The organism is Citrobacter sp. RHBSTW-01044 (assembly GCF_013781945.1).
Classification (GTDB): domain Bacteria; phylum Pseudomonadota; class Gammaproteobacteria; order Enterobacterales; family Enterobacteriaceae; genus Citrobacter; species Citrobacter braakii.
Genome location: NZ_CP056180.1, coordinates 4,499,847 through 4,526,796 on the forward strand (window position 1 = coordinate 4,499,847; position 26,950 = coordinate 4,526,796).

The 26,950-nt window shown below is 53.1% G+C and carries 27 protein-coding genes; 19 read left to right on the plus strand and 8 right to left on the minus strand.

What is annotated here, in order from left to right:
• The first annotated feature begins 329 nt into the window (after positions 1-329).
• From HV352_RS21535 to phnP, 16 genes are all read left to right on the plus strand, one after another.
• Positions 330-665 (plus strand): zinc ribbon domain-containing protein YjdM, encoded by a 336-nt coding sequence (locus HV352_RS21535; protein WP_003031835.1) that lies wholly within the window; start codon positions 330-332, stop codon positions 663-665.
• A 139-nt stretch (positions 666-804) separates the two neighbouring features.
• Positions 805-1,251: a VOC family metalloprotein YjdN gene (gene yjdN, locus HV352_RS21540; protein ID WP_016155401.1), complete on the plus strand. Its 447-nt coding sequence runs from the start codon at positions 805-807 to the stop codon at positions 1,249-1,251.
• A 132-nt stretch (positions 1,252-1,383) separates the two neighbouring features.
• The gene (gene phnC, locus HV352_RS21545) at positions 1,384-2,172 is read left to right on the plus strand and encodes a phosphonate ABC transporter ATP-binding protein (RefSeq protein ID WP_016155400.1); all 789 of its coding nucleotides are present in this window, start codon (positions 1,384-1,386) and stop codon (positions 2,170-2,172) included.
• A gap of 80 nt (positions 2,173-2,252) precedes the next feature.
• Entirely contained in the window at positions 2,253-3,269 is a 1,017-nt protein-coding gene (gene phnD / locus HV352_RS21550; protein ID WP_016155478.1) for a phosphonate ABC transporter substrate-binding protein, read from the plus strand.
• A 104-nt stretch (positions 3,270-3,373) separates the two neighbouring features.
• Entirely contained in the window at positions 3,374-4,153 is a 780-nt protein-coding gene (gene phnE, locus HV352_RS21555; protein ID WP_016155398.1) for a phosphonate ABC transporter, permease protein PhnE, read from the plus strand.
• A gap of 20 nt (positions 4,154-4,173) precedes the next feature.
• On the plus strand, positions 4,174-4,899 hold the full coding sequence (gene phnF / locus HV352_RS21560) for a phosphonate metabolism transcriptional regulator PhnF (protein WP_016155397.1): 726 nt from the start codon (positions 4,174-4,176) through the stop codon (positions 4,897-4,899).
• Complete coding sequence (gene phnG, locus HV352_RS21565) at positions 4,900-5,352, plus strand: phosphonate C-P lyase system protein PhnG (protein WP_019077841.1); 453 nt, start codon at positions 4,900-4,902, stop codon at positions 5,350-5,352.
• The gene (phnH, locus tag HV352_RS21570; RefSeq protein WP_003031824.1) at positions 5,349-5,933 is read left to right on the plus strand and encodes a phosphonate C-P lyase system protein PhnH; all 585 of its coding nucleotides are present in this window, start codon (positions 5,349-5,351) and stop codon (positions 5,931-5,933) included. Before phnG ends, phnH begins: the two co-directional genes overlap by 4 nt.
• Positions 5,933-7,000, plus strand: coding sequence for a carbon-phosphorus lyase complex subunit PhnI (locus HV352_RS21575; RefSeq protein WP_181635079.1), 1,068 nt, complete (start codon positions 5,933-5,935; stop codon positions 6,998-7,000). Before phnH ends, HV352_RS21575 begins: the two co-directional genes overlap by 1 nt.
• 46 nt (positions 7,001-7,046) lie before the next feature.
• On the plus strand, positions 7,047-7,838 hold the full coding sequence (gene phnJ, locus HV352_RS21580) for an alpha-D-ribose 1-methylphosphonate 5-phosphate C-P-lyase PhnJ (protein ID WP_049259807.1): 792 nt from the start codon (positions 7,047-7,049) through the stop codon (positions 7,836-7,838).
• Positions 7,835-8,593, plus strand: coding sequence for a phosphonate C-P lyase system protein PhnK (gene phnK / locus HV352_RS21585; protein ID WP_003844769.1), 759 nt, complete (start codon positions 7,835-7,837; stop codon positions 8,591-8,593). The genes phnJ and phnK overlap by 4 nt, the downstream gene beginning before the upstream one ends.
• A gap of 116 nt (positions 8,594-8,709) precedes the next feature.
• Complete coding sequence (gene phnL, locus HV352_RS21590; RefSeq protein ID WP_047499592.1) at positions 8,710-9,396, plus strand: phosphonate C-P lyase system protein PhnL; 687 nt, start codon at positions 8,710-8,712, stop codon at positions 9,394-9,396.
• The gene (gene phnM, locus HV352_RS21595; RefSeq protein WP_065554801.1) at positions 9,393-10,529 is read left to right on the plus strand and encodes an alpha-D-ribose 1-methylphosphonate 5-triphosphate diphosphatase; all 1,137 of its coding nucleotides are present in this window, start codon (positions 9,393-9,395) and stop codon (positions 10,527-10,529) included. Before phnL ends, phnM begins: the two co-directional genes overlap by 4 nt.
• A 2-nt stretch (positions 10,530-10,531) precedes the next feature.
• Positions 10,532-11,086: a ribose 1,5-bisphosphokinase gene (phnN, locus tag HV352_RS21600; protein ID WP_016155392.1), complete on the plus strand. Its 555-nt coding sequence runs from the start codon at positions 10,532-10,534 to the stop codon at positions 11,084-11,086.
• The gene (gene phnO, locus HV352_RS21605; protein WP_103284317.1) at positions 11,073-11,507 is read left to right on the plus strand and encodes an aminoalkylphosphonate N-acetyltransferase; all 435 of its coding nucleotides are present in this window, start codon (positions 11,073-11,075) and stop codon (positions 11,505-11,507) included. The genes phnN and phnO overlap by 14 nt, the downstream gene beginning before the upstream one ends.
• A gap of 8 nt (positions 11,508-11,515) precedes the next feature.
• Positions 11,516-12,274 carry a phosphonate metabolism protein PhnP gene (gene phnP / locus HV352_RS21610; RefSeq protein ID WP_016155390.1) on the plus strand — a complete coding sequence of 253 codons (759 nt, stop codon included), beginning with the start codon at positions 11,516-11,518 and terminating at the stop codon, positions 12,272-12,274.
• 69 nt (positions 12,275-12,343) lie between these two features.
• Here the strand turns inward: phnP and yjdP are convergent, their stop codons facing one another.
• Positions 12,344-12,673, minus strand: coding sequence for a DDRRRQL repeat protein YjdP (gene yjdP / locus HV352_RS21615; protein WP_016155470.1), 330 nt, complete (start codon positions 12,671-12,673; stop codon positions 12,344-12,346).
• A gap of 69 nt (positions 12,674-12,742) precedes the next feature.
• Positions 12,743-15,007, minus strand: a complete 2,265-nt coding sequence (locus tag HV352_RS21620) for a hybrid sensor histidine kinase/response regulator (RefSeq protein ID WP_181635080.1) — start codon at positions 15,005-15,007, stop codon at positions 12,743-12,745.
• 114 nt (positions 15,008-15,121) lie between these two features.
• On the opposite strand from HV352_RS21620, the gene HV352_RS21625 reads away from it, so the two are divergent.
• Genes HV352_RS21625 through HV352_RS21635 form a run of 3 tightly spaced genes read left to right on the plus strand, consistent with a single transcriptional unit; the run spans position 15,122 to position 18,604 of the window.
• Positions 15,122-16,645: a sugar ABC transporter ATP-binding protein gene (locus HV352_RS21625; protein WP_016155468.1), complete on the plus strand. Its 1,524-nt coding sequence runs from the start codon at positions 15,122-15,124 to the stop codon at positions 16,643-16,645.
• Entirely contained in the window at positions 16,638-17,633 is a 996-nt protein-coding gene (locus HV352_RS21630) for a hypothetical protein (protein WP_016155386.1), read from the plus strand. The genes HV352_RS21625 and HV352_RS21630 overlap by 8 nt, the downstream gene beginning before the upstream one ends.
• A 29-nt stretch (positions 17,634-17,662) precedes the next feature.
• Positions 17,663-18,604, plus strand: a complete 942-nt coding sequence (locus HV352_RS21635) for an ABC transporter substrate-binding protein (RefSeq protein ID WP_019077849.1) — start codon at positions 17,663-17,665, stop codon at positions 18,602-18,604.
• Positions 18,605-18,677: 73 nt separating this feature from the next.
• On the opposite strand, the gene HV352_RS21640 is transcribed toward HV352_RS21635, so the two are convergent.
• Genes HV352_RS21640 through vgrG form a run of 6 tightly spaced genes read right to left on the minus strand, consistent with a single transcriptional unit; the run spans position 18,678 to position 26,575 of the window.
• Positions 18,678-20,084 (minus strand): hypothetical protein, encoded by a 1,407-nt coding sequence (locus HV352_RS21640; RefSeq protein WP_181635081.1) that lies wholly within the window; start codon positions 20,082-20,084, stop codon positions 18,678-18,680.
• Positions 20,081-20,341: a PAAR domain-containing protein gene (locus tag HV352_RS21645; RefSeq protein ID WP_016155465.1), complete on the minus strand. Its 261-nt coding sequence runs from the start codon at positions 20,339-20,341 to the stop codon at positions 20,081-20,083. Before HV352_RS21645 ends, HV352_RS21640 begins: the two co-directional genes overlap by 4 nt.
• Position 20,342: 1 nt before the next feature.
• A complete protein-coding gene (locus tag HV352_RS21650; RefSeq protein WP_181635082.1) occupies positions 20,343-21,113 on the minus strand; it encodes a hypothetical protein in 771 nt (256 codons plus the stop codon).
• A 46-nt stretch (positions 21,114-21,159) separates the two neighbouring features.
• Entirely contained in the window at positions 21,160-21,936 is a 777-nt protein-coding gene (locus HV352_RS21655) for a hypothetical protein (protein ID WP_141895789.1), read from the minus strand.
• Positions 21,937-21,945: 9 nt separating this feature from the next.
• Positions 21,946-24,042 (minus strand): alpha/beta hydrolase, encoded by a 2,097-nt coding sequence (locus HV352_RS21660; RefSeq protein WP_181635083.1) that lies wholly within the window; start codon positions 24,040-24,042, stop codon positions 21,946-21,948.
• Positions 24,035-26,575 (minus strand): type VI secretion system Vgr family protein, encoded by a 2,541-nt coding sequence (gene vgrG / locus HV352_RS21665; RefSeq protein WP_181635084.1) that lies wholly within the window; start codon positions 26,573-26,575, stop codon positions 24,035-24,037. The genes HV352_RS21660 and vgrG overlap by 8 nt, the downstream gene beginning before the upstream one ends.
• Positions 26,576-26,950: the final 375 nt, after the last annotated feature.

Here is a 26,950-nt window from a genome sequence, read left to right on the forward strand (position 1 = left end):
AAAAAATACCCGCGTAATTCCCCTACTAAAATTAAGGGGGTCAATGATATTCAATCACAATGGCTTAGGCATCCGTAAGCAACGTTACCTATGAATATCAGATATTTCGCCTCACCTTATCTTAAATACCTAAGCGTAGCAATTTCCCTTAAAAAATATTCCGCCATACTTTCATTGAGGTAAAAGCAAAGGGTCTTTACAGCAGATCATTTTGCATAATCGCGCAGTAGTCCCGACAAAAGCAGGGATTTTATGTATAATTGCGGCCTTTTTCGGCAATCTGCCATTTTTGGGCGCATTTGCCCCTGCTGACTTTTGAGGAAATCCACATGTCATTACCACACTGCCCACAATGCAACTCCGAATACACTTACGAAGATAACGGCATGTTCATCTGCCCGGAATGCGCTCACGAATGGAACGATGCTGAACCGGCTCAGGACAGCGACGAACTGATCGTTAAAGATGCCAACGGCAACCTGCTGGCTGACGGCGACAGCGTTACCGTAGTGAAAGACCTGAAGGTAAAAGGTAGCTCTTCCATGTTGAAGATCGGGACCAAAGTGAAGAACATTCGTCTGGTTGAAGGCGACCACAACATCGATTGCAAAATCGATGGCTTTGGCCCAATGAAGCTGAAATCTGAGTTTGTGAAAAAGAACTGATGCAAATTGCCTGATGGCGCTATGTCAATCAGGCCGACGCCAGCTCATCTGCCAGGCGGGAAGCTCATACTTCCCGCCTGGCTTATTTTTGCAGACGATAACTACACTTAACTGGTTTCTTTTACCTGAGGTAAAGATTATGCCGTTAAGTCCCTATATCTCCTTCGCAGGCAACTGCGCTGATGCTATCGCCTACTACCAAAAAACATTAGGCGCTGAGCTACTCTACAAAATCAACTTCGGTGAAATGCCCAAACCGGCGCAGAACAGCGAAGAGGGTTGCCCTTCAGGCATGAAATTCCCCGATACCGCCATTGCCCACGCCAACCTGCGCGTTGCGGGCAGCGACATCATGATGAGCGATAGCGCCCCCGACGGAAATGCCCACTACTCTGGCTTTACACTGGTACTCGACACGCAAAACGTCGACGAAGGCAAACGCTGGTTTGATAACCTGGCAGCAAACGGAAAAATCGAAATGGACTGGCAGGAAACCTTCTGGGCTCATGGTTTCGGTAAAGTGAGCGATCGGTATGGCGTACCGTGGATGATCAACGTCGTCAAACAGCAGCAACCTACAGAGTAATCCAACGGGAGGCCAGCCCTCCCGTACTGTCATCAAAAATCGCTCAACTCTTCATCACCAAGTAACCATCCCTTAACGAAAACGTCACATTAATCCGCCACGATGGGGCCACTTTTTAAGGGAGGCCGCATCATGCAAACGATTATTCGCGTCGAAAAACTCTCCAAGTCCTTCAATCAACATCAGGCGCTCAATGCGGTTGATCTGAACATCTGTTCCGGTGAGATGGTGGCTCTGCTTGGGCCGTCTGGCTCCGGCAAATCCACCCTTTTACGTCATTTAAGCGGTTTGATCGTCGGTGATAAATCCCCGGGTAGCCACGTCGAACTGCTGGGTCGTACCGTTCAACATGAAGGCCGCCTGGCGCGCGATATCCGCAAAAGCCGCGCCCACACCGGCTACATCTTCCAGCAGTTCAATCTGGTTAACCGCCTGACGGTACTGGAAAACGTCCTGATTGGCGCACTCGGCAGCACGCCGTTTTGGCGCACCTGTTTTAGCTGGTTTAGCCAGGAACAGAAACAGCGTGCATTACAGGCGCTGACCCGCGTTGGCATGGCGCACTTTGCATACCAGCGCGTTTCCACGCTTTCGGGCGGGCAACAGCAGCGCGTGGCGATTGCCCGCGCGCTGATGCAGCAAGCCAAAGTGATCCTTGCCGACGAGCCGATAGCCTCGCTGGACCCGGAATCCGCACGCATCGTGATGGACACCCTACGCGACATTAACCAGACCGACGGCATCACCGTGGTCGTCACGCTGCATCAGGTGGATTACGCCCTGCGCTACTGCGAACGCATTGTCGCGCTTCGTCAGGGCAACGTCTTCTTTGATGGCAGCAGTCAGCATTTTGATAACGATCGTTTTGACCATCTCTACCGCAGCATGAACCGCGTCGAACAGAACGCGCAGGCTGCATAGTTCTAAAAAACCAGGTGTTATTGGCGCAGCCAGGCTGGCAAGTGAAATAGCCTGGAACAAAGACTAATTAAGGAAACAACATGAGCTATAAGACCGTTGCCGCGCTGGCCTTTACCAGCATGTTCAGCATCAGCACCTTGTTCAGCCCGGCGCAGGCCGAAGAGCAAGAAAAAGCGCTGAACTTTGGCATTATTTCGACCGAATCACAGCAAAACCTGAAGCCACAGTGGGAACCGTTCCTGAAGGACATGGAAAAATCGTTGGGCGTGAAAGTGAACGCCTTCTTCGCCCCGGACTACGCCGGGATCATTCAGGGAATGCGTTTTAACAAAGTTGATATCGCCTGGTACGGCAACCTCTCGGCAATGGAAGCGGTGGATCGCGCTAACGGACAAGTGTTTGCCCAAACCGTCGCTGCCGACGGCTCCCCGGGATACTGGAGCGTGTTGATCGTTAACAAAGACAGTCCGATCAACAACCTGAACGATCTGATCGCCAAACGTAAGGATCTGACATTCGGCAACGGCGATCCCAACTCAACGTCAGGCTTCCTCGTCCCCGGTTACTACGTCTTCGCCAAAAACAACATCTCCGCCAGCGACTTCAAACGCACCGTTAACGCCGGACACGAAACCAACGCGCTGGCCGTCGCCAACAAACAGGTCGATGTCGCCACCAACAACACTGAAAACCTCGACAAGCTGAAAACCTCCGCACCGGAAAAACTGAAAGAGCTGAAGGTTATCTGGAAGTCACCGCTGATCCCGGGCGATCCGATCGTCTGGCGCAAAAACCTCTCCGAAACCACCAAGGACAAGGTGTACGACTTCTTTATGAATTACGGCAAAACGCCGGAACAGAAAACCGTCCTGGAACGCCTGGGATGGGCACCGTTCCGTGCCTCCAGCGACCTGCAACTGGTACCGATTCGCCAACTGGCGCTGTTTAAAGAGATGCAGGGCGTGAAGGGCAACAAAGGGTTGAACGAGGAAGAGAAAAGCAGCAAAACCTCGGCGCTGAAAGCGCAGCTCGACGACCTTGACCGTTTGACCGCCGCCCTGGGCGCCATGACCAGCGTGACTAAAGCGGTGCAGTAAACCTGATGCCCGGTGGCGTTTCGCTTACCGGGCAGACGATGTTCTGTAGGCCGGATAAGGCGTAAACGCTGCCATCCGGCGATAACCTACGCACGGAGCTAAACATGCAAACCATCACCGTCGCCCCGCCCAAACGTAGCTGGTTCTCACTGCTGAGCTGGGCCATTCTTCTCGCCGTGCTGGTGGTCTCGTGGAAAGGTGCCGAAATGGCTCCGCTCACGCTGATCCAGGATTCCGGCAATATGGCGACCTTCGCCGCCGACTTCTTTCCGCCAGACTTCAGTCAGTGGCAGGACTATCTCGGTGAAATGGCCGTCACCCTGCAAATTGCCGTCTGGGGTACCGCCCTCGCCGTTGTGCTGTCGATTCCCTTTGGCCTGATGTGCGCCGATAACCTCGTACCGTGGTGGATTTACCAGCCGATGCGTCGCCTGATGGACGCCTGCCGCGCCATCAATGAAATGGTCTTCGCCATGCTGTTCGTGGTCGCCGTGGGTTTAGGTCCGTTCGCCGGGGTAATGGCACTGTTTATCCACACCACCGGGGTGCTCTCCAAGCTGCTTTCGGAAGCGGTAGAAGCCATTGAGCCTGGTCCAGTAGAAGGCATTCGCGCCACTGGGGCCAACAAAATTGAAGAGATTCTGTACGGCGTTCTGCCACAGGTCATGCCGCTGCTTATCTCCTACTCGCTATATCGCTTTGAATCCAACGTCCGCTCGGCCACGGTGGTCGGAATGGTGGGTGCGGGCGGTATTGGCGTGACTTTATGGGAGGCGATTCGCGGCTTTCAGTTCCAGCAAACCTGCGCTCTGATGGTGTTAATCATCGTCACCGTCAGCCTGCTGGATTTCCTTTCCCAGCGTTTGCGTAAGCACTTTATCTGATTAGCGAGGCATTGATTGCTATGCACTTGTCTACACATCCGACCAGTTATCCAACGCGTTATCAGGAAATTGCCGCGAGACTTGAGCAGGAGCTTCGTCATCATTATCGCTGCGGTGACTATCTGCCCGCCGAGCATCAGCTTGCCGCGCGCTACGAGGTAAACCGCCACACCCTGCGCCGCGCTATTGACCAGTTGGTTGAGCGTGGTTGGGTCCAGCGTCGCCAGGGCATCGGCGTACTGGTGCTGATGCGCCCATTCGATTACCCGCTTAATGCCCAGGCGCGCTTTAGCCAGAACCTGCTGGACCAGGGCAGCCACCCCACCAGCGAAAAACTGCTGGCGGTGCTGCGCCCGGCCTCCAGTCACATTGCCGATGCGCTCAGCATTAACGAGGGCGATAACGTGATTCATCTGCGCACCCTGCGCCGGGTAAACGGTATCGCATTGTGCCAGATCGACCACTATTTTTCCGACCTCACGCTATGGCCGCTGCTGCAGGGCTTTAACAACGGCTCACTGCACGACTACCTGCGCGAACAGTCCGGTCTGACGCTCCTGCGCACACAAACGCGCATCAGCGCCCGCCGCGCACAGGCTAAAGAGAGCAAAGTGCTGGAAATCCCCAATATGGCGCCGCTGCTGTGCGTGCGCACCCTGAACCACCGTGAAGGCGAAGAACACGCGGCGGAATACTCCGTCAGCCTGACCCGCGCCGACATGATCGAATTCACTATGGAGCACTGAATGCATTTCGATACCGCGACCCGCCAGCGCTGGATGCGCGCGCTGGCTTACAGCAATGCCGATGCCCTGAACGCCCGCATCCACGCGCTCAAACTGACGCCAGACTATGAACTTATCCGCGCACCGGAAAGCGGACTGATGCAGCTCCAGGCTCGCATGGGCGGCACCGGCAACCGCTTCTTTGCCGGTGATACCACGCTTACCCGCGCAGTGGTACGCCTGAAGAGCGGCACGCTGGGCTACAGCTACCTGCTGGGACGCAACAAACAACACGCCGAGCAGTGCGCGGTCATTGACGCGCTGCTGCAGGAACAAACGCATTTCCAGAGCCTAATGGAAACCTTAATTGCCCCGCTGGAAGCGGAACGCGATGCGCTGATTAGCGCACGCCGTGCCGAAGTCAACGCCAGCCGGGTCGACTTCTTCACGCTGGTACGCGGAGATAACGCATGACCTTACAAACCGCTTTTAATTTACCTGTTCAGGATGCTCAGCAGAGCTTTCGTCGCCTGCTGAAGGCCATGAGTGAGCCGGGCGTGATCGTCGCCCTGCATCAACTGAAACACGGCTGGCAGCCACTGGGCCTGGCAACCACCAGCGTGCTACTGACCCTGGTCGATGGCGACACGCCGGTCTGGCTTGCGCCGTCGATGGATAACGATATCGCCCGGCAGAATCTGCGTTTTCACACCAACGCGCCGCTGGTGGATCAGCCGCAGTTGGCGGCCTTTGCCGTCGCCGACGAACGCATCAGCAGCGAACAGCTTAACGCCCTCTCCGCCGGTTCCGCCGTCGCGCCAGAAACCAGCGCCACGCTGATTGTGCAGGTCTCTGGCTTAAGCGGTGGACGCATGCTGCGTCTGACCGGCGCCGGTATCGCTGAAGAGCGCATGATCGCGCCACAGCTACCGGAATGCCTGATTCACGAACTCACCGAACGCCCGCATCCGTTCCCGCTGGGGGTCGACCTGATCCTCACCTGCGGCGAACGCCTGCTGGCTATTCCGCGAACTACCCATGTGGAGGTGTGCTGATGTACGTCGCCGTCAAAGGGGGCGAAAAGGCGATAGCCAACGCCCACGCCCTGCAGGAAAACCGACGCCGGGGCGATGAGACCATTGCTGAACTGAGCGTGGCGCAAATCGAACAACAGATGAACCTGGCCGTCGACCGGGTGATGACCGAAGGCGGCATCGCCGACCGCGAACTGGCCGCGCTGGCGCTGAAGCAGGCCAGCGGCGATAACGTCGAAGCCATCTTTTTGCTCCGCGCCTACCGCACTACGCTGGCAAAGGTGGCGGTCAGCGAACCGGTTAACAGTGCAGAAATGCGCCTTGAGCGCCGAATCTCTGCGGTCTACAAGGATATTCCCGGCGGGCAGTTGTTAGGTCCCACTTATGACTACACCCATCGCCTGCTGGATTTTACCCTGCTGGCCAATGGCGAAACGCCCCCCCTGCGCAGCGCAGACGACGCGCAGGACGCCTCTCCGCACGTCTTTTCCCTGCTGGCCAACCAGGGACTGGCAAAGCGTGAAGAGGATGATGGTGCCACGCCCGACGACATTACCCGCACGCCACCGGTTTACCCCTGTTCACGCGCTTCACGCCTGCAACAATTGATGCGCGGCGATGAGGGATATCTGCTGGCGCTGGCCTACTCCACCCAACGCGGCTACGGGCGCAATCACCCGTTTGCCGCCGAAATTCGCAGCGGCTATGTGGCACTGGAAACCGTACCGGAAGAGCTGGGATTTGCGGTGAACGTCGGTGAACTGCTGATGACCGAATGTGAAATGGTCAACGGTTTTGTCGCGCCAGAAAACGAATCCCCCCATTTTACCCGCGGCTACGGGCTGGTGTTCGGCATGAGCGAACGTAAAGCGATGGCGATGGCGCTGGTGGACCGCGCCCTACAGGCAGCCGAATACCATGAAGCGGTCACGGGACCGGCGCAGGACGAAGAGTTCGTGCTGGCGCATGCGGATAACGTCGAGGCGGCGGGTTTTGTTTCGCACCTCAAACTTCCCCATTACGTCGATTTCCAGGCCGAGCTGGAACTGCTCAAACGCCTGCAACAGGAGGCCACCCGTGACCACTAACCTCTCCGGCTACAACTTTGCGTATCTTGATGAGCAGACCAAACGCATGATCCGCCGCGCGATTCTGAAAGCGGTGGCGATCCCTGGTTACCAGGTGCCGTTTGGCGGACGTGAAATGCCGATGCCCTACGGTTGGGGAACCGGCGGTATTCAGCTCACCGCCAGCGTGATTGGCGAGCCGGACGTGCTGAAGGTAATTGACCAGGGCGCGGATGACACCACTAACGCCGTGTCGATTCGCAACTTCTTTAAACGCGTGACCGGGGTGAACACCACCGAGCGCACGGAAGACGCGACGCTGATCCAGACCCGCCACCGCATCCCGGAAACGCCGCTGGTGGAAGACCAGATCATTATCTTCCAGGTCCCGATCCCCGAGCCGCTGCGCTTTATCGAGCCGCGCGAAACGGAAACCCGCACCATGCACGCGCTGGAAGAGTACGGCATCATGCAGGTGAAACTGTATGAAGATATCGCCCGCTTCGGCCATATCGCCACCACTTACGCCTATCCGGTGAAGGTCAACGACCGCTACGTCATGGACCCGTCGCCAATTCCAAAATTCGACAATCCGAAGATGGACATGATGCCGGCCCTGCAACTGTTTGGCGCAGGCCGCGAAAAACGCATCTATGCCGTTCCACCTTACACCCGCGTGGAAAGCCTCGATTTCGACGATCACCCGTTTACCGTGCAGAGCTGGGATGAGCCTTGCGCCATCTGTGGCTCAACCCACAGCTATCTCGATGAAGTGGTGCTCGATGACACCGGCAAACGCATGTTTGTCTGCTCCGACACCGACTACTGCCGCCAACAGAGTGAGGCCCTCAGCAAATGACGCAACCGCTGCTTTCAGTCAACAACCTGACCCATCTCTACGCGCCGGGCAAGGGCTTCAGCGATGTCTCTTTTGACCTGTGGCCTGGCGAAGTGCTGGGTATCGTCGGCGAGTCCGGTTCCGGCAAAACCACGCTGCTGAAATCGATCTCTTCACGGCTGACGCCGCAGAGCGGTGAGATTTTGTATCAGAACCGTTCGCTGTACGGCATGAACGAGGCCGACCGTCGCCGTCTGCTGCGCACCGAATGGGGCGTGGTGCATCAGCATCCGCTGGATGGCCTGCGCCGTCAGGTCTCCGCTGGCGGCAATATCGGCGAACGCCTGATGGCCACCGGGGCGCGCCACTACGGCGATATTCGTGCCACCGCGCAGCGTTGGCTGGAGGAAGTGGAGATCCCGGCCTCGCGTATCGACGACCTGCCAACCACCTTTTCCGGCGGCATGCAGCAGCGCCTGCAGATCGCCCGCAACCTCGTCACCCATCCCAAACTGGTGTTTATGGACGAGCCCACCGGCGGTCTGGACGTTTCCGTACAGGCCAAACTGCTGGACCTGCTGCGCGGCCTGGTGGTGGAACTGGATCTGGCAGTGGTTATTGTCACCCACGATCTGGGCGTAGCGCGCCTGCTGGCCGACCGTTTGCTGGTGATGAAGCAGGGTCAGGTGGTGGAAAGTGGGTTAACCGACCGCGTACTCGACGATCCGCATCATCCGTATACCCAGTTGCTGGTGTCATCTGTTTTGCAAAACTGATTTTGTCTTGCCGGGTGGCGCTTCGCTACCCGGCCTACGGATCGGCATCGGTTGTAGGCCTGATAAGCGAAGCGCCATCAGGCAATCGAACGCAAAAATGCTTAAAGAGGCTAAAAATGAACGCGATTCGCGTTGAAAACGTCAGTAAAACCTTTGTACTGCATCAGCAAAACGGCGTGCGTCTGCCGGTGCTGCAAGACGCCACGCTGGAAGTTAAAAACGGCGAATGCGTGGTGCTGCACGGTCACTCTGGCAGCGGCAAATCCACGTTGCTGCGTTCGCTGTACGCCAACTACCTGCCGGATGAAGGACACATCCACATCCGCCACAGCGGCGAATGGGTCGATCTGGTGCAGGCTCCGGCGCGTAAAGTGCTGGAAGTTCGCCGTTCAACCATCGGCTGGGTCAGCCAGTTCTTGCGCGTGATCCCAAGGATTTCTGCGCTGGATGTGGTGATGCAGCCGCTGCTGGATCTCGGCGTGTCGCGCGAGGAGTGCGCAGCCAAAGCGGCTAACCTGCTTACCCGCCTGAACGTGCCGGAGCGGCTGTGGCATCTGGCGCCGTCGACGTTTTCCGGGGGCGAACAGCAGCGCGTCAATATCGCCCGAGGGTTTATCGTCGATTACCCGATTCTACTCCTCGATGAGCCCACCGCCTCGCTGGACGCCAAAAACAGCGCCGCCGTCGTCGCATTGATTGAAGAAGCGAAAGCCCGCGGCGCGGCAATTGTCGGCATTTTTCACGATCAAACCGTGCGCGACCGCGTCGCGGATCGCCTGCACCTGATGGGAACAACAGCATGATTATCAATAATGTAAAGCTGGTGCTGGAAGATGAAGTGGTGCAAGGATCGCTGGAAATTGAGGGCGGAACGATCCGCGCCTTTGCCGAAAGTCAGAGCCAACTGGCCCAAGCGATGGACGGAGAAGGCGGCTGGCTGCTGCCAGGGCTTATCGAGCTGCATACCGACAATCTCGACAAGTTTTTCACCCCGCGCCCGAAGGTAGACTGGCCCGCCCACTCGGCGATGAGCAGCCACGACGCGCTGATGGTCGCCAGCGGCATTACCACCGTGCTGGACGCGGTGGCGATTGGCGATGTGCGCGACGGTGGCGACCGTCTGGAAAATCTGGAGAAGATGATCAACGCGGTGGAAGAGACGCAAAAGCGCGGGGTCAATCGCGCCGAGCACCGCCTGCATTTGCGCTGCGAGCTGCCGCATCACACCACCCTACCGCTGTTTGAAAAACTGGTCGGTCGTGAGCCGGTGACGCTGGTATCGCTGATGGACCACTCCCCCGGCCAGCGTCAGTTCGCCAATCGCGAGAAGTACCGGGAGTATTATCAGGGCAAGTATTCACTTACCGACGAGCAAATGGTCCGCTACGAAGAAGAACAGTTAGCTCTGGCTGCACGTTGGTCGCAACCCAACCGCACAGCGATTGCTCAGATGTGTCGTGAGCGCCAGATAGCGCTGGCGAGCCATGACGATGCCACCTGCGATCATGTGCTGGAATCGCATCAACTTGGCAGCGTGATCGCCGAATTTCCTACTACTTTTGCCGCCGCAGAGGCCTCGCGCCAGCATGGTATGAACGTACTGATGGGCGCGCCCAACATCGTGCGCGGCGGTTCTCACTCCGGCAACGTGGCGGCGCATAAGCTGGCTGAGCTGGGGCTGCTGGATATTCTCTCCTCCGACTACTACCCCGCCAGCCTGCTCGATGCGGCATTTCGCGTGGCAGACGATGACGCCAACCGCTTTACGCTGCCGCAGGCCATTCGTCTGGTGACCCGCAATCCGGCGCGGGCATTAAATCTCGACGATCGTGGCGTTGTAGCCGAAGGTAAACGCGCGGATCTGGTGCTGGCGCATCGCAAAGGCGATCACATCCATATCGACCACGTCTGGCGTCAGGGCAAAAGGGTATTCTGACTATGGGGAAACTGATCTGGCTGATGGGGCCGTCTGGCTCCGGTAAGGACAGTCTACTGGCAGAACTTCGCCAGCAGGAACCTGCGCAACTGCTGGTGGCGCACCGTTACATCACCCGCGCCGCCAACGCCGGGAATGAAAACCATATTGCCCTCAGCGAACCAGAGTTTTTTACCCGCGCCGGGCAGAACCTGCTGGCGCTGAGCTGGCATGCCAACGGCTTCTATTACGGCGTCGGCGTAGAGATTGACCTCTGGCTGCACGCCGGTTTTGATGTGGTGGTCAACGGCTCGCGCGCGCATCTGCCCCAGGCGCAGGCCCGTTACGGCGCTTCTTTACTTCCCATTTGCTTACAGGTTTCCCCGGCCATTTTACGCCAGCGCCTGCAGGCACGTGGGCGGGAGAGCGAAACGGAAATCGCTGCCCGCCTTGAACGCGCGGCGCGCTACACGCCGTATGACTGCCACGTCCTGAACAATGATGGAAGTTTGCTACAGTCTGTCGATACACTGCTCACCCTGATGGGACGCAAGGAGAAGAAACATGTCTGTCTGTGAATTACGCCGCGCCACGCTATACGATACCGATGCGGTTTACGCGCTTATCTGTGAGTTGAAACAGGGCCAATTCGACCTGCAGGCCTTTAGCGCCGGCTACGCCGCAAATCTGCAAGATCCCAATATGCACTACCAGCTGGCGCTGCTCGACGGACAGGTCGTCGGCTTGCTCGGTCTGCACCTGCAGTTTCATCTGCACCACGCCAACTGGATTGGCGAGATCCAGGAACTGGTGGTGATGCCACAGGCACGAGGACTAAAAGTGGGTAGTCAGTTACTGACCTGGGCCGAAGCCACCGCGCGCGAAGCGGGCGCAGAAATAACCGAGCTTTCGACAAGTACCCAACGCCTTGACGCGCACCGCTTTTACCAGCGCGAAGGCTATACCATGAGCCATTTTCGCTTCACCAAACCGTTGTAGGGGGAGCCATGAGTCTGACCATTACGCTGACGGGAACCGGCGGCGCGCAACTGGTGCCGGCATTTGGCTGTGACTGTGCGGCCTGCCAACGAGCACGCTTACAGGCGCAATACCGTCGACGCCCTTGTAGCGGGGTGGTCAAATTTAACAATGCGGTGACGCTGCTGGACGCGGGGATCCCGCATCTGATGGACGACTGGCCAGCAGGCAGCTTCCAGCAGTTTCTGCTCACCCACTACCATATGGATCACGTGCAGGGGCTGTTTCCGCTGCGCTGGGGCGTGGGGGCGACTATCCCGGTGTACGGTCCGCCGGATGAACAGGGATGCGACGATCTGTTTAAGCACCCTGGCATCCTCGATTTTAGCCATACCGTCGCGCCATTCGTGGTGTTTAACCTGCAAGGGTTGCAGGTGACGCCACTCCCGCTCAACCATTCAAAGCTGACGTTTGGCTATCTGCTGGAGACCGCGCACAGCCGCGTGGCGTGGCTCTCCGATACCGCCGGACTTCCCGACAAGACGCTGAAGTTTCTCCACAATAACCAGCCTCAGGTGATTATCATCGACTGCAGCCACGCCCCGCGCGCCGAGCCGCCGCGCAATCACAGCGATGTAAATACCGTTATCGCCTTGAACGAGGTTATCCGCTGCCCACGGGTGATCCTGACGCATATCAGTCATCAGTTTGATTTGTGGATGATGGAGAATCCGCTACCGACAGGGCTCGAAGCCGGGTATGACGGAATGGAGATTGTGCTGAGGTAGGTTTACATCGCACTAAAACACTTGTTAACAGGTCTCTGCTCCCTATAACCTTGCCAGCGAAAAATTGCGCTAACGATCATAATCTTCTTCCATTCTGCGCTCTTCGTCTTCTAACTGACGCCGTTCCTGATCGAGCTGGCGCTGGCGGTCATCCAGTTGGCGGCGGCGGTCTTCAAACTGGCGGCGGCGATTATCATACTGCCTGCGACGATCGTCACTCATCTGTCGCTGCCAGCTTTCATCACGAGAGTCGTCATAATCCCGCCCGCTGTCCGGTTTGTAGGCGTCGTTAATTGCCTGCTGAATATTGCCGATGGCGTCATCGATAATATCGGCCTGCGCCGATACGGTGGTCATCATCAGCAGAGTGAAAAGTAAGAATGTCGCGGAGCGTTGCATAAAACCAGCCTCATCAAGAAACTCGCCCCACGGTAATCAAAGCGTATTTGCGCGGGTAGCGGAGGAATCTCAATTACGCGAATGCCGCAGCGCCTGCGCCAGTTCTCCCCGGGTGAAGGGCTTACGCAATAACGCCACATCCGGCAGCGCCGGGTTATGCGCCGGACGTAAATCCTGGCCGCTAATCAGCAGGATGTTCAGTTGTGGATAATGTGCCAGCGCATGATTAACCACATCCACACCGCTTAAACCGCCGGGCAGCATTAAGTCGCTGATCAAAATATCAATCTCGGATGAAGCCGCCAGCATATGCATAGCCTGTTCGCCGTTGGCGGCCTCTAACGTCAGGTAGCCCAGCAGGTGTAATTGCTCACATAACGTCTGGCGCACATCGGCTTCATCTTCGAGAACCAGCACCAGTTTTTCACCGCGAGTCGGGGTGTGCTGTGCAATTGTCTCCACCGGTGTCTGCACCGGCACAACCGCGCGAGGAAGCTGCAATCTGACCGTCGTTCCCTGCCCAGGGGCGCTTTCAATCTCCACGCGGCCACCGGACTGGCGCACAAAACCGTAGACCATAGACAGCCCCAGCCCACTGCCGCTGCCGGTCTGTTTGGTGGTGAAAAACGGCTCGAAGACCTGAGCTTTCACCTCCTGCGACATCCCGCTTCCCTGGTCGGCAACTTCCAGCATCACCATATCCTGCTTACGCCCATCGCTGCGCGTGACCCGCTGATTCCAGGTACGGATTTTAATCGTGCCCGCCTGCCCGTCCATGGCGTCACGGGCATTCATCACCAGATTGATAATGGCGTTCTCCAGTTGGCTGACATCAATCCACGCGGGCCAGGCGGGAGACTGGGCTTCAATCTCCAGCGTCAACGTAGCCGGAAGAGAGTGGCGCATCAGTTCGCCCAAATTTTCCAGCAGCGTTTTCAGCTCCACCGCATGGGGATGCAACGACTGTTTGCGCGAAAAGGCCAGCAGCCGCTGGGTAAGGAGCGCCCCGCGCTCGGCGGCTTTTAGCGCCCGATTGACCCGTGGCGCATCGGGAGAGTCTGGGTTCACCAGATCCAGGCTGCCAATAATGACCGCCAGCAGGTTATTGAAATCATGCGCTAATCCGCCCGTCAGTTGCCCTACCGCCTTCAGTTTCTGACTGTGCAACAGCGCTTCCTCCAGCCCCTGGCGCTCGGTGCGGTCGATTTCCATCTGGCTGGTTTTTTCTTTTAGCAGTCGGGTGGTGTGCTCCAGCGATGCCGTATTACGGGCGAAGACGCTAAAGGCGCGGGCCAGCTCGCCCAGCTCATCGCGCCGCTGTAGGGCCGGGACGCTAACGTCCGATTCACCGTGCGCCAGCCGGGTCATCGCCCGCGAAATGGCCGTCAGGTTAGAACCGAGATTACGGTAGATATACCAGCCGGCAAAACCGGTGATCACCACCGCCAACAGCGCAAACACCAAAATAAACAACGCGCCGGATTGCAGTTCCTGATGGCTTTGCGCCACCCGCTGTTCGGAGATCAGCGCCACCTGCGAAGCATACCGGTTGATATCGCTGTTGAGGATCGCCACCAGCGCTTTGATATGAAACATATACCAGTTGATCGCCAAATCGCTCTGCTCCAGCGCGGAAGAAAGCGGCTCCAGCTTATGCAACTCCTGGTTGAAGTCGGTGAGGATGTTGGTAATCAGCGGATTGCTATTTTGCACAGGCAGCGCGGGCATCACGCCGTCCAGTTGTTTCACCACCGAACGCGGCGTGGGTGTTTCAATGGCGGCAACAATTAAGCGGTCTATCTGCCCCAGCAGCACGTCATCCTGCGCGCCGGTCAGCGTTTGCAGATGACGTAAATAACTTTGATTCTGATACAGCGAACTGAGCAGGGCGTTACGTTCCAGATGTCGCCGTTGCCCGCGCTGCAGCATACCTTCCACGCTGCTTTGTAGCTCCTGGCTGCGCTGGATAATACGCTCGACCAGCGCCGGCTCCTGCTGCGCCAACGGCGCGGTGGCCAACTGTTCCAGCGAATGCTTCAGCGCCCGTTGCGTGTCCTGCAGCCGCTCCGCTTCACCTTTGTATTCCAGCGCGCCGACCACCTGCGACAGCCGCACCGCCGCCGTCGCCACGTTCGCCGTATCCCGCGCCAGGTTCATGCTGCCGGTCATGTCGTCAACGGTTTGCTGCTGCACCTGTTCCTGGATTTGACTGGCATGCTGAAACCCCAGCACCGCCACACCGCTTACCATCAGCGTGACCGTCACCACCAGCAGATTGAAGAACAGCAATCGTCCGCGCGCACTGGCGAAAAAGTGACGTCCTGGTTGCGGCATATCACGCTCCGTGAAGAAAAATCGCAATATGACAAATATGAACGGCTTCTGACATTTTGCATTTACATTCCTGTGATGGACTGCTGATATCGGCCACCCCACAGGAGATCCGCTATGAGCAGGACACCGGTTCTGGAGATGCGCAACATTGCCAAAGCATTTGGTAAATTTTACGCGCTGAAAGGGGTCGATTTAACGGTCTGGCCGGGTGAGATTCATGCCCTGATGGGTGAGAACGGCGCGGGAAAAAGCACTCTGATGAAGATCCTCGCGGGCGCGTATACCGCCACCAGCGGTGAGATCCTGATCGACGGTCAGCCGTTTCACATTCGCGGACCAAAAGACGCGCTCAGCGCAGGCATCACGCTGATTTACCAGGAGATGCAGCTCGCGCCGAACCTGACGGTGGCGGAAAATATCTTTCTAGGCAGCGAGCTGTCGCGCGGCGGTCTGGTCCAGCGTAAAGAGATGGTGATGCAGTCGCAGAAAGTCATCGACCGGCTCGGCGCCCAGTTTAAGGCCAGCGATCGCGTGATGACGTTGACCATCGCCGAACAGCAGCAGGTGGAAATCGCCCGCGCCCTGCACCGTAACAGCCGCATTCTGGTGATGGATGAACCCACTGCCGCCCTCTCCTCACGTGAAACCCACCGCTTGTTTGAACTGATCATGCGCCTGCGCGATGAGGGGATGGCGATTATCTACATTAGCCACCGCATGGCGGAGGTGTATGAACTCTCGGACCGCGTCAGCGTCCTGCGCGACGGGCAATATGTAGGCAGCCTGACCCGCGACAAACTCAACGCCTCTGAGCTGGTGCGCATGATGGTGGGCCGACCGTTAAGCGATTTGTTCAACAAAGAGCGCGATATTCCCTTAGGTAAAGCGCGCCTCAACGTCCACCACCTGACCGACGGTCATAAAGTCCAGCCGTGCAGTTTGCTGGTGCGCTCCGGGGAGATCGTCGGCCTTGCCGGGTTAGTCGGCGCCGGGCGTTCTGAACTGGCTCAACTGATTTTTGGCGTGCGTAAAGCCATCGGCGGCATGATTGAAGTAGACGGTGAACCGGTGGTGATCCACTCCCCTCGCGAGGCGATTGACCACGGCATTGGCTTTCTGACGGAAAACCGCAAAGAGCAGGGATTGTTTTTAGAGCTGGCGGCAGCAGAGAACATCACCATGGCGACGCTGGAACGTGACGCCAACTGGGGCATGCTCGATCGCAAAAAGGCGCAGGCTATTTCCGATGACGCCATCCAATTGCTCAACATCCGCGTTCCGCACGCCCAGGTACGCGCGGGCGGGCTGTCCGGTGGTAATCAGCAAAAGCTGCTGATTTCACGCTGGGTCGCGATCGGCCCACGCATTTTGATCCTCGATGAACCCACGCGCGGCGTGGACGTTGGCGCCAAAAGCGAGATCTACCGGATCATGAACGACATGGCGCGCAAAGGCGTGGCGATCCTGATGATCTCCAGCGAATTGCCGGAAGTCGTCGGTATGAGCGATCGCGTTTACGTCATGCGGGAAGGCAGCATTGCTGGTGAGCTGAACGGGCAAAGTATTACCCAGGAAAATATTATGACGCTGGCAACCGGCGTGAACGACTCCCATCATCAGGCGGTGTCCCATGAATAATCCAACCACTCCCCAGCAGGTGGCGAAATCCGCCTCCGCGAAAAAATTGCTGATGAGCGATCTGATGCAAACGGTCGGCATCTTGCCGATTCTCATCCTGATAGTGGCGGTATTTGGCTTTATCGCGCCAAACTTTTTTACCGAAAGCAACCTGTTGAATATAACCCGCCAGGCGTCGATCAACATCGTGCTGGCGGCTGGCATGACCTTCATTATTTTGACCGGTGGGATCGACCTCTCGGTTGGCTCGATTCTCGGCACCACCGCCGTCGCGGCTATGGTCGTTTCGCTGATCCCTGAATTTGCCATGCTGTCGATTCCGGCGGCGCTGATGCTCGGTCTGGTGCTGGGGTTGTTTAACGGCGCGCTGGTTGCTTTTGCCGGACTGCCACCGTTTATCGTCACGCTTGGAACGTATACGGCGCTGCGCGGCGCGGCCTACCTGCTGGCCGACGGCACGACGGTGATCAATTCCAATATCAGCTTTGAGTGGATCGGTAACAACTATCTTGGTCCGGTTCCGTGGCTAGTGGTCATTGCGCTGGCGGTGGTGGTGATGTGCTGGTTCATTCTTAGGCGCACCACACTCGGCGTTCATATTTATGCGGTCGGCGGCAATATGCAGGCCGCTCGTTTAACCGGTATCAAAGTGTGGCTGGTGCTGCTGTTCGTCTACGGCATGAGCGGTGTGCTCTCAGGTCTTGGCGGGGTGATGAGCGCCTCACGGCTATACAGCGCCAACGGCAACTTAGGCATGGGTTACGAGCTGGACGCCATCGCGGCGGTGATCCTCGGCGGTACCAGCTTTGTTGGGGGGATCGGTACCATCACCGGCACGCTGGTAGGGGCGTTGATTATCGCCACGCTCAATAATGGCATGACGCTGATGGGCGTCTCCTATTTCTGGCAACTGGTGATCAAAGGGGCGGTGATCATCATAGCGGTACTGATCGACAAATACCGTACCCGACACCATCAAAGTGCATAACAACAACATCTTACTTCGAGGAATACAGCATGAGATTGAAGCCCTTAGTCACCGCGCTCTGTGCTGGCGCACTGCTTGCTGCAGCTCCGTTTGTGCAGGCAAAAGAACTGAAATCGATCGGCGTTACGGTGGGCGATCTGGCCAACCCGTTCTTCGTGCAGATCACCAAAGGCGCGGAGCTGGAAGCACGCAAACTGGCGGGTGATAGCGTTAAAGTGACGCTGGTTTCCAGCGGCTACGATCTGGGACAACAGGTGTCGCAAATCGACAATTTTATTGCCGCCAAGGTCGACATGATTATCCTTAACGCCGCCGACTCCAAAGGCATCGGCCCGGCGGTAAAACGCGCGAAAGACGCAGGGATTGTGGTGGTTGCCGTTGACGTAGCGGCGGAAGGCGCAGATGCGACCATTACCTCCGATAACACCCAGGCGGGTGAAATGGCCTGTAAATACATTACCGACCGTCTGAAAGGGAAAGGCAACGTCGTCATTATCAACGGGCCGCCGGTTTCCGCCGTCCAGAACCGCGTGGAAGGCTGCCAGACCGAGTTTAAACGTCACCCGGATATCAAAGTGCTGTCGTATAACCAAAACGCCAAAGGCAGTCGCGAAGGCGGACTGGAGATCATGACCGCGCTGCTGGCGGCGAATCCGAAGATCGACGGCGTATTCGCCATTAACGATCCTACGGCGATCGGTGCCGATCTGGCAGCAAAACAGGCACAACGTAGCGAATTCTTTATTGTCGGCGTAGACGGATCGCCAGACGCTGAAGAAGCGTTGAAGCGGGAAAACTCACTATTTGTGGCGACGCCTGCACAAGATCCGCAGGTGATGGCTGCCAAAGCGGTCGAAATCGGCTATGACATATTGCAGGGGAAACCCGCCCCGAAAGAGCCCGTACTGATCCCGGTGACGATGATCGATAAAAACAACGTCGGCAGCTATAAGGGTTGGACGGTGAAATAACCCCTTAACCGACTGATGCTCTCCTGCCGCAAAGAGAGTAAAAGAAGTATGAGCGCCCGTCAGGGCGCTTACCTCATAAAAACTGAGAGTAATAAATATCCATTTCCCGCTCTATCTTTTGACTCACTATCAAAGAATAAATCATAATCGCCGTATAAATAACCAGAATGCCGATAACTAAAGGAGTAAACGTATACCAGGGATGATTATTGAACATTTCCGTTGGCACGAGACTTACAAACCCTATACCCCATAAAATAATTGCGCAAACAATTATGATTTTCCAATAATTCCCGAAATCGAGCTTACCAAGTGCAGGCCAACATCCTGGATATTTAGCAGTTATTATTCCGGTTTGAATCGTGCCTGCGGATGCACTGGCGAATAACTGATGTCCTTGACCATATTTTGCAGCATCCGCAGCCAACGCCAATACAACCCAACGCTGAACCTCTGTGCTTTGCCCAGTAACGGCTTCCAGTTCATATCGACTATCGGCCAAAATGTTCACTTTTGCGTTTTCCACCCCACTAAACATTACGAATTTTGACTGTTTATCCAGTGAGTTGAACCACATCTTTTTAATTTTACTCACATCCACTTGTTGAGCAGATAAATATGCACTTACGATTTCATCAAGATAATATGGAGTACTGTCCATCATACGCAATAAATATAAAGGTGTGTCTTTATCTTCAAGCAATTTTGCATTGGTAAAAATAAAGACATTAGCACTTTCGAAAAAATCAGAATTATTTTTATTGTGCAATTCAACTGTAATAACCAGGTTGTTTTCAGAAATATTTAGGCCAACCCAACCATTGATTAAAGAATAATCCGGACAATCATGAAGAATATTAACGTCTCCGACCTTATTGCTGGAGATGCCCAGACTTGCGAGTACCGCCCTGAAACTATTGCCGATAGTGTCATCCGCACCCTTAACATACAACCAGGTATTAAACGGACGATACTCTTTGACAAGAGAATTCTTGAGTGGTTCTATCAACCGGCTTAGCACTTTATCAACTCTGGCGTCATCCATTGAATCAACTTCGATATCAATTCGTAACGGCGTTGCAGAACCTGCTGGCGCTTCCCCTTCTAGTTTCTGAATTTTTAATGCCAGTTCAGGCACCGGGAGAATTGATGAATAGTCTAAAAGAGGCAATGCCTGTATTGCCCAGTTTTTCCACTTATACATACCATACTGCTCAAGGTAACCCGCATAATAAAACGGAAAAGATATTATACCGTGAATGATTATCACCACACACCAGATTACTAACACTATTAGAGAAGGGATTACTATTGCATTCCATGTCAAATCATCAGCAACTTTCTTTTCCTGAAGCCAGTTTAATATATAGTACATCATACATAACAAGAATATAGCACAGCTAATAACCAGCATAATATTTAGCGGGAATTTTCCTGGGTCTTGATAGGGATTCTTGTTTGGTATCTTCCATTTACTCATTTGCTTGTCCCCGCCATTGGCAGTGTGGTTTTTATTGCACAACCGCATGCAGCCCTACACCCATCCACAACAACGCCTCTACCGTCCATTGTCCAGGTTGGTTCAAAATCAAGTATGGGAAAGGTCCCTTTATGCGCAACACAAAGAACAGTATCCCCCATTAAAGCGACAGGAATTCCCATAAACTTGCTACCAGAAGCTTTGTTCACATACCCACCGTTTTCCAGCGGGTCATTTAGCCTGATTACACCTTTCATATTATTTCCCCACATCCAGGTCACAGCGCATCCGGGTCCATCCCTTATAGCCCACCACCTCCGGTTCTTTGTCGGGCAGGTTTTGATAATTCGATTTTTCTGACTCAACAAGATTATTCAGTCCTTTTTTCATAAAAATAACCGTACCCCACGCATACCCTGGAGATTCAGGTCTGATGTGGGCATTCACATACTCACCATTGGATTTATGCTTGCCTGGCCTGTAGAGATAATACGTGTCATCAAAGAACTTATAATCTATACCCGGCCCGCCGGGTTTTAGACGCGGATCGTCAAAAGGGTATGAACTCATATACAAATGATTCTGCGAAGTGGTAATAAATGCCTGATTATTGACCACCACCACTCTTTTGATTTCTTTTCCTTCCGGTCTGTCGACCATATTCCCCTCTGAATTTCTCTCTTGCCCCTGAAATGGGGACATATAAGATGCCACCTGCCATGTTTGCCCATAGTCTTTAGATATTTTATATGCCCCAGGTTCCCATTCAGGCACCAGAATATACTGTTCTGAAGGATGAATATATTCTCCCGTAAATACCATGTATATTGGGTTGCTATAAATTGACTTATGAATATTTCTTTTTATATCATGATAAACAACATATCCTTCACAATCATATCCGATCAGTTCCAGATAACGATTATCATCAAACCGATAAATAATCTGTGAGGGTGATTTTGTACAGGCAGAGACGGCGCATAGCGAGATTGCTCCGATTATTATTTTTAACATACTACTCATTTTCATTATTTGTCCTTAAACGTTAAGCGACTCAGGCATATCCCATTGCAGATTATTTTCCCGCATCCAGGTCACAGCGCATACGGGTCCATCCCTTATAGCCCACCACCTCCGGTTCTTTGTCGGGCAGGTTTTGATAATTTGCCTTATAACCCTCCGTTAAATGGGCTAAAGCAGCTTTCATAAAAACGACCGTCCCCCAGGCTCGTCCAGGAAACTCAGGACTGGTATGACCGTCCACATACTCGCCATTGGATTTATGTTTGCCTGGTTTATAGAGATAATATGTGTCATCAAAGTATTTATAATCTATACCCGACCCGCCGGGTTTTAGACGCGGATCGTCAAAAGGGTATGAACTCATATACAAATGATTCAGCGAAGTGGTAATAAATGCCTGATTATTAACCACCACCACTCTTTTTATTTCTTTTCCCTCCGGTCTGTCGACCATATTCCCCTCTGAATTTCTCTCTTGCCCCTGAAATGGGGACATATAAGATGCCACCTGCCATGTTTGCCCATAGTCTTTGGATATTTTATATGCACTCGGTTCCCATCTTGGTATCAAGATATACTTATCCGATGGGTGAATATAAACTCCGGTAAAGATCTGATATGTAGAATAAACACCATTGACTAACTCCTTATGTATATTCCTTTTGGTATCATGATACCAAAGCGCCCCCTCACAATTAAAACCTTTCAATTCAAGATAACGGTTATCATCATAGCGATAAATTACCTGTGAAGGTGATTTTGTACAGGCAGTGACAGCGCATAGCAAGAACGCACCAATTATTATCTTTAAAAAAATCTCCAGTTTCATAAATTATCCTTATACGTTAATTGGCTTAGGCATATCCCATTGCAGATTAGAAATCTCCGTATTGTATATTTCATTATGCCTGGCAGGTTTAACTGTAGTTGAATGACAGAACTCGTTAACAACACCAAATACCCCCTTGGGCAAGATGTCATCGAGTTTATTCATAAAATCTTTTGTACGGTCTTCGCTCAACTTTCCAGTATTATAATAATTAACTGCATCCAGGAAACCATTCTTCTTCATACGCCAGTCCCCACGGCGAAGTAGTTTCACCCAGAACTCACCATTTTCGTAATCAAATGCCCTGCATATCCCCACCGCCAGATCGAAGGCCATTGCTTTCGCTGGGGCATCTTTTGACATGACAATAGAGGAATGCTGGCTGTAACCAACAGGGTCTGAGTGCATCCATTCTTTTTTCAGTTCATCCGCCGTTTTTTCATAAATCAGCTGTACGGTTTTATTGTATCCCCCTCCAAGGACAGCGCCTTTGGTATAACGCTTACCATATTTATTGCTGAACATTATGAGTTCTGCTGGTGTTAATTCCCGACCTGGCTGTAAAAAATCGAAACCTGCGCCGCTGAGATTTTTAATATCTGTCTCAGTACGGGAAATAATAGTGGCTTTTGCAGAAAATGAGATGACCTGATCGGGGGAATCAGGCTCTAACGAATATTTATACTTGCTCTCTACCCCCTGTAGTTGATGCTTAAAAGTAACGGGAAGTTGTTCACCATTAATCACAACATCGGAAAACGTATATTGTTTAGTAAAACCCGTATCCTGATTAAAACTTCCCTTTTTTAACGTCGGCATTTCAAAAGGCACGCTTTGGGGGCTACAACCTATATCGGGGCCATTTTCGCAGAAAACACGCTGGCGCAAATTCTCTATACCACTCGCAATGTCGTGAGGTATGCCTCGCCAGCCAAAACCCTGTACGTTAAGTAATGAGACAACACTGTCATTGGGGCAAAAATAGTTATACACCTTGCCGAAGTTATTGCGGGTATAGAGCTTATTCTTGCGCCATTGAGAATGGGTTTTACTCAGACATGTTGCGCCTTCTATATCATCAATTTCCGCTCCGGTGTGGTATTCTCCTTTGCCATATTTATCGTTTGTCGCCATCAAATGACAGAAATTTTTAAACGTCTGCTGACGGGCGCGATCCGTCTGGTGATGTCCGGGGGTCGCACTCTCGGCAAACGTATTTTCAAGCGCATAGGGGGAGTGATTAAGAATAACGCAATCAGCTGGTTTCTCACCAGCTTGCATGACCAGCATATTTGCCAGCATAGTAATAATAGTCCCCTGCGAATGTGCAACGATATTAATTGGGTCCCGTTTTGTTGCCGATTCACTTCGAATCATCAGGATTAAATCGGCCAGCCTCTGCGCAGCAAAAAACTGATAAATACGGTGAGGGTTATCATAAATAGGATGCGTAAAATCCCCACCATTCATATGAAATGAAGCAAATCCTGCAGCGCCATTCGTCAGGCCGCCGGAGCCCGGGCCTAACATATCCGGAATTGTGGTTGTCGCATTCGCAAAGGTGCCACCGCCTTTGGCATACACATCGTCGAGAACATTACCGAAATTATCATTCTGATATTTCAACGTGGTTTGAGGAATGTGTCCTAACTTTGCCAGCTTCGTGGCGTCATCTTCCTGGTAGGCATTGTAAGGCAGCTTTGCGGCGCTGCCTGATTTAGCCAGCTCATCACGATAACGCCGCTGGTCCTCGATATACGTTGCATGATCAACAGGTTTATATCCCCAGTAAAATGGGATCACCGGACTGCGCCCAGGCATTTTCACCTGCTGCTGTTCGCCATCGCCCATATCCATTTTGAACTGGTGCCATTCATGCGGATACATATCCGTACGGCCCATACGTTCATTCAGGCCGGCAATGATCCCCTGCTCCTGATTTTGATACGCCTCGCCCACATCGTTAACACCATGAACAAGGATTACAATACAGGGCATAGGGTTTTTAACCGCCACTTCGCAGACTGCCATTTTTCCACCGGTGGATTTAGGCACGCCTTGTACCCCCGTCGCCACGACTCGCGGATTAAAGGGACTGTTACTCATTTGGCAAAATCTCCATTTTCATTTCATCCATTTCCGTCATATCCAGTAACGGCGTCATGCCTTCATCGTCGGTAACACCTTCAATGATTTCACCGGAGGCCTTAGTCAGTCTGAATTTTGTCTTTTTCAGAACATCGTCCGTATTCCCATAACCATGTAATTTAATGCGGCGGTGAAACTGGTCTTCCTGAAAAACGGGGGATTTATCTTTAACGGATTCCGGCCCACTCCAGTCAAGAATGGTGCCTTTCAACTGCACTTTAGCGGGAGAGAATATTTTTACTGAGCCATCTTCATTTATTCGGATACCGCCCCCCCCGCACAGCAACTGAATATTCTTTTTGGCGCTGATGGTCACATTGCCGTTCATACTTTGAATATGAAAATGCTGATCGGAAAGCAGGCCCATTTCACCACGCTGCGCCTGGACGGAAATATCATCTTTTGCGGCAATAATTTTGATCCCGATCGCTCTGCTGAAAAGCGATAAACCCTGTCCGACAGCCATGGAGAGTTTTTTAAAAACATTAAAACTGCCGTTATTGGCCGCATTCAGCGACAGATCTTTGTTTGCCGACAGCGCCATGGTTTCTGGTGTGAGCAGAGCCATACCTTGATCGGCATAGGCCACCAGCCCCGGCTGAGTCAACTGTTCAAGTGCGGCGTTAAGCTGCTGCTGTTGCCCCATTTCGACGTTTAACGCTTGCGCCGTCAGGGCGCTCTGCTGAAGAGAGGTTGCCAGTACAAGCGCAGCCTGTAGCTGTTGAACAACTGCGTTCATGTCGAGCTGCTTGCCCTGGGCTTTTGGCTGCGCCTCTGTCGTCAGCAATATTCCCTTTGCGGCTCTCAACACCCCCCGCTCATCGGTGCGCAGTTCTGCGCCTTCACCGCGCGGCTTACCACCAGCATCAACAAGGTGGCCCATGTTCAGCTGGGTTTTAGCGTATTCGGTACTTAACTTGACGTGTTCCTGTCCGCGTCGGTCCTCCATCCGCAGCTTATTGTGGCCCGCAGTACGGATTACGTTGCGGGTATTGTTACGGCTGGTGACGAGGTCAGGCTTTGGAGCATGATGCAGCGCATGGGCAATGAAAGGCCTTTCCGGATCACCACCTTCAAACGCAATGGCAACTTCCGCCCCCTGAATGAGCGGGAAGTGATGACCATAAGTATCACCGGCATAAATCCGTGCCAGACGGACGGGCATACTTTCATAGCCTTGCTTATGTTGGTCGAGGTCAAAATCAAACTTCACCCAATAGCGCCCCTGCACATCGATATGGGCATATTTGTCATTGTCTATTCGGGAGGAAACAATTGCGGGAACCGTACCCACGATACGCGGTCGGGGTAGTGGCTGCGGCCGAAAGCAAACGCGCTCACTGTAAGGAATACCGATCAGTTGGGATTGAAGGGCGGCATCACGCCTCCCCGTCACCCGCATTGCCGTTACCACAAATCCTGAAGTAAACGCTTGCGGAATAGTACCGTCGATTTCAAGCACCATACCTGGCGCGATCGACGGGCTGGTGGTCACCCCGCTTAAAATAGATTGATTATTAAGAATAATTTCGTGATGCAGTTTGGCGTAGAACCAGCTGGATTCGCCCGGTTGTTCCTCTGCAAATTTCGATCCCGGCTGGTGGTGAATATCCGCATAACGATAATCCACTCCATACGTCGTCGATGTTTGTTCAGCCCCATCGGCATCAGCATTGAGTATTAGCGAGTTGGCAAGCCGGTAGTCAAAGTTCTTTGCTTTAACGGCTGCGGAGACAAGGTTGTGCTTTGATACCAGCTTATCGATCGCGTAATCATTTGCTGTCAGACCCGCATGAGATGCATGCATAATCTTTTGATCGAAGATGTACCGGCTTTGGGAATCACTAAAGATAAGCACCATAATGTGCGAAACCGCATGATGATTTTCAATCCTGAACCAGATCCCAACTTCTGACAGGATGCGGCTGACAAACGCTAAATCTGATTCCTCCCACTGTACGATCATTTCCCGGTCAGGATAGGTAGAAAGAAGCTTATCAAAGTCGATTTCATAATCAGCAAAAAAATGCTCTTTGAGGATCTGCGTTACCAGTTTCGGAACGTTAATATTCAGGTAAATAGCCGATCGCCTGCGTCGTGAGAGTAATGCAAGCTTATGCTCCAGCCTGATTTCGTACAGTGATTCATCCGCTGAAGTGCTAATAAGTGAACATGATGTAATAACCCCTTCTATTTGCCGCTCATTGATCCACATTGCAGAACCCTGAACATATTTACTCCATTTATTATTAGGGGCTCTAATTTGTAGCATAGCTTCAATATTAAGAAGAGATTCTGGAGGGATATCTTTACATTTTGAAGTGAATGTTATTTTATAACTATATGGTTTACTTAGACTTTCCTTTCCGTCAATTGATTCAACATCAAGTACACCTAAATTTACCGACCCTCTGATGGTTAATAAGTATTTATTTATACTATCATCTGAAATCATACCTTCAAGATTATAGAAGCCAGAACCTTTTTTCATTATCGCATCCCTTGCAGAAAGACAGTAATACATAAAGAATAAAGTTTAATCAGCATACCAACAAGACTACTAAGAAGGTTATTTTTTACTAAAAAAATATTTTAAAACTAAACAAATAGTTATTAGCAAAGTACGTAGTACACTTATGATATATAAACAATCGGTTAACTAACGACATTTTATATTCAATAGCAGCAGATTTTAATAAGATTATTTATATTATGTATTATTCATTTTTAATCGCGAGGCAACACGCCAGCGCTCACATCCCAATGACTGCAGAAAACTGAGATTCGACTAAAAAAACAAACATATTAAGATAATGATTTATAATAACATTTGTGAAAATGCTCTTTTTATTTATCATTTTATTGA

What these genes read in the sequence shown, in the direction of transcription:
- HV352_RS21640 (WP_181635081.1), bottom strand. Translation starts at nt 20,084, where the DNA reads ATGAGTAAATGGAAGATACCAAACAAGAATCCCTATCAAGACCCAGGA.
- phnP (WP_016155390.1), top strand. Translation starts at nt 11,516, where the DNA reads ATGAGTCTGACCATTACGCTGACGGGAACCGGCGGCGCGCAACTGGTG.
- HV352_RS21655 (WP_141895789.1), bottom strand. Translation starts at nt 21,936, where the DNA reads ATGAAACTGGAGATTTTTTTAAAGATAATAATTGGTGCGTTCTTGCTA.
- HV352_RS21650 (WP_181635082.1), bottom strand. Translation starts at nt 21,113, where the DNA reads ATGAAAATGAGTAGTATGTTAAAAATAATAATCGGAGCAATCTCGCTA.
- phnO (WP_103284317.1), top strand. Translation starts at nt 11,073, where the DNA reads ATGTCTGTCTGTGAATTACGCCGCGCCACGCTATACGATACCGATGCG.
- phnD (WP_016155478.1), top strand. Translation starts at nt 2,253, where the DNA reads ATGAGCTATAAGACCGTTGCCGCGCTGGCCTTTACCAGCATGTTCAGC.
- vgrG (WP_181635084.1), bottom strand. Translation starts at nt 26,575, where the DNA reads ATGAAAAAAGGTTCTGGCTTCTATAATCTTGAAGGTATGATTTCAGAT.
- phnG (WP_019077841.1), top strand. Translation starts at nt 4,900, where the DNA reads ATGCATTTCGATACCGCGACCCGCCAGCGCTGGATGCGCGCGCTGGCT.
- phnF (WP_016155397.1), top strand. Translation starts at nt 4,174, where the DNA reads ATGCACTTGTCTACACATCCGACCAGTTATCCAACGCGTTATCAGGAA.
- HV352_RS21635 (WP_019077849.1), top strand. Translation starts at nt 17,663, where the DNA reads ATGAGATTGAAGCCCTTAGTCACCGCGCTCTGTGCTGGCGCACTGCTT.
- HV352_RS21535 (WP_003031835.1), top strand. Translation starts at nt 330, where the DNA reads ATGTCATTACCACACTGCCCACAATGCAACTCCGAATACACTTACGAA.
- phnJ (WP_049259807.1), top strand. Translation starts at nt 7,047, where the DNA reads ATGATCCGCCGCGCGATTCTGAAAGCGGTGGCGATCCCTGGTTACCAG.
- phnH (WP_003031824.1), top strand. Translation starts at nt 5,349, where the DNA reads ATGACCTTACAAACCGCTTTTAATTTACCTGTTCAGGATGCTCAGCAG.
- yjdP (WP_016155470.1), bottom strand. Translation starts at nt 12,673, where the DNA reads ATGCAACGCTCCGCGACATTCTTACTTTTCACTCTGCTGATGATGACC.
- HV352_RS21620 (WP_181635080.1), bottom strand. Translation starts at nt 15,007, where the DNA reads ATGCCGCAACCAGGACGTCACTTTTTCGCCAGTGCGCGCGGACGATTG.
- HV352_RS21660 (WP_181635083.1), bottom strand. Translation starts at nt 24,042, where the DNA reads ATGAGTAACAGTCCCTTTAATCCGCGAGTCGTGGCGACGGGGGTACAA.
- phnE (WP_016155398.1), top strand. Translation starts at nt 3,374, where the DNA reads ATGCAAACCATCACCGTCGCCCCGCCCAAACGTAGCTGGTTCTCACTG.
- phnN (WP_016155392.1), top strand. Translation starts at nt 10,532, where the DNA reads ATGGGGAAACTGATCTGGCTGATGGGGCCGTCTGGCTCCGGTAAGGAC.
- phnC (WP_016155400.1), top strand. Translation starts at nt 1,384, where the DNA reads ATGCAAACGATTATTCGCGTCGAAAAACTCTCCAAGTCCTTCAATCAA.
- HV352_RS21625 (WP_016155468.1), top strand. Translation starts at nt 15,122, where the DNA reads ATGAGCAGGACACCGGTTCTGGAGATGCGCAACATTGCCAAAGCATTT.
- HV352_RS21630 (WP_016155386.1), top strand. Translation starts at nt 16,638, where the DNA reads ATGAATAATCCAACCACTCCCCAGCAGGTGGCGAAATCCGCCTCCGCG.
- HV352_RS21575 (WP_181635079.1), top strand. Translation starts at nt 5,933, where the DNA reads ATGTACGTCGCCGTCAAAGGGGGCGAAAAGGCGATAGCCAACGCCCAC.
- phnM (WP_065554801.1), top strand. Translation starts at nt 9,393, where the DNA reads ATGATTATCAATAATGTAAAGCTGGTGCTGGAAGATGAAGTGGTGCAA.
- HV352_RS21645 (WP_016155465.1), bottom strand. Translation starts at nt 20,341, where the DNA reads ATGAAAGGTGTAATCAGGCTAAATGACCCGCTGGAAAACGGTGGGTAT.
- phnK (WP_003844769.1), top strand. Translation starts at nt 7,835, where the DNA reads ATGACGCAACCGCTGCTTTCAGTCAACAACCTGACCCATCTCTACGCG.
- phnL (WP_047499592.1), top strand. Translation starts at nt 8,710, where the DNA reads ATGAACGCGATTCGCGTTGAAAACGTCAGTAAAACCTTTGTACTGCAT.
- yjdN (WP_016155401.1), top strand. Translation starts at nt 805, where the DNA reads ATGCCGTTAAGTCCCTATATCTCCTTCGCAGGCAACTGCGCTGATGCT.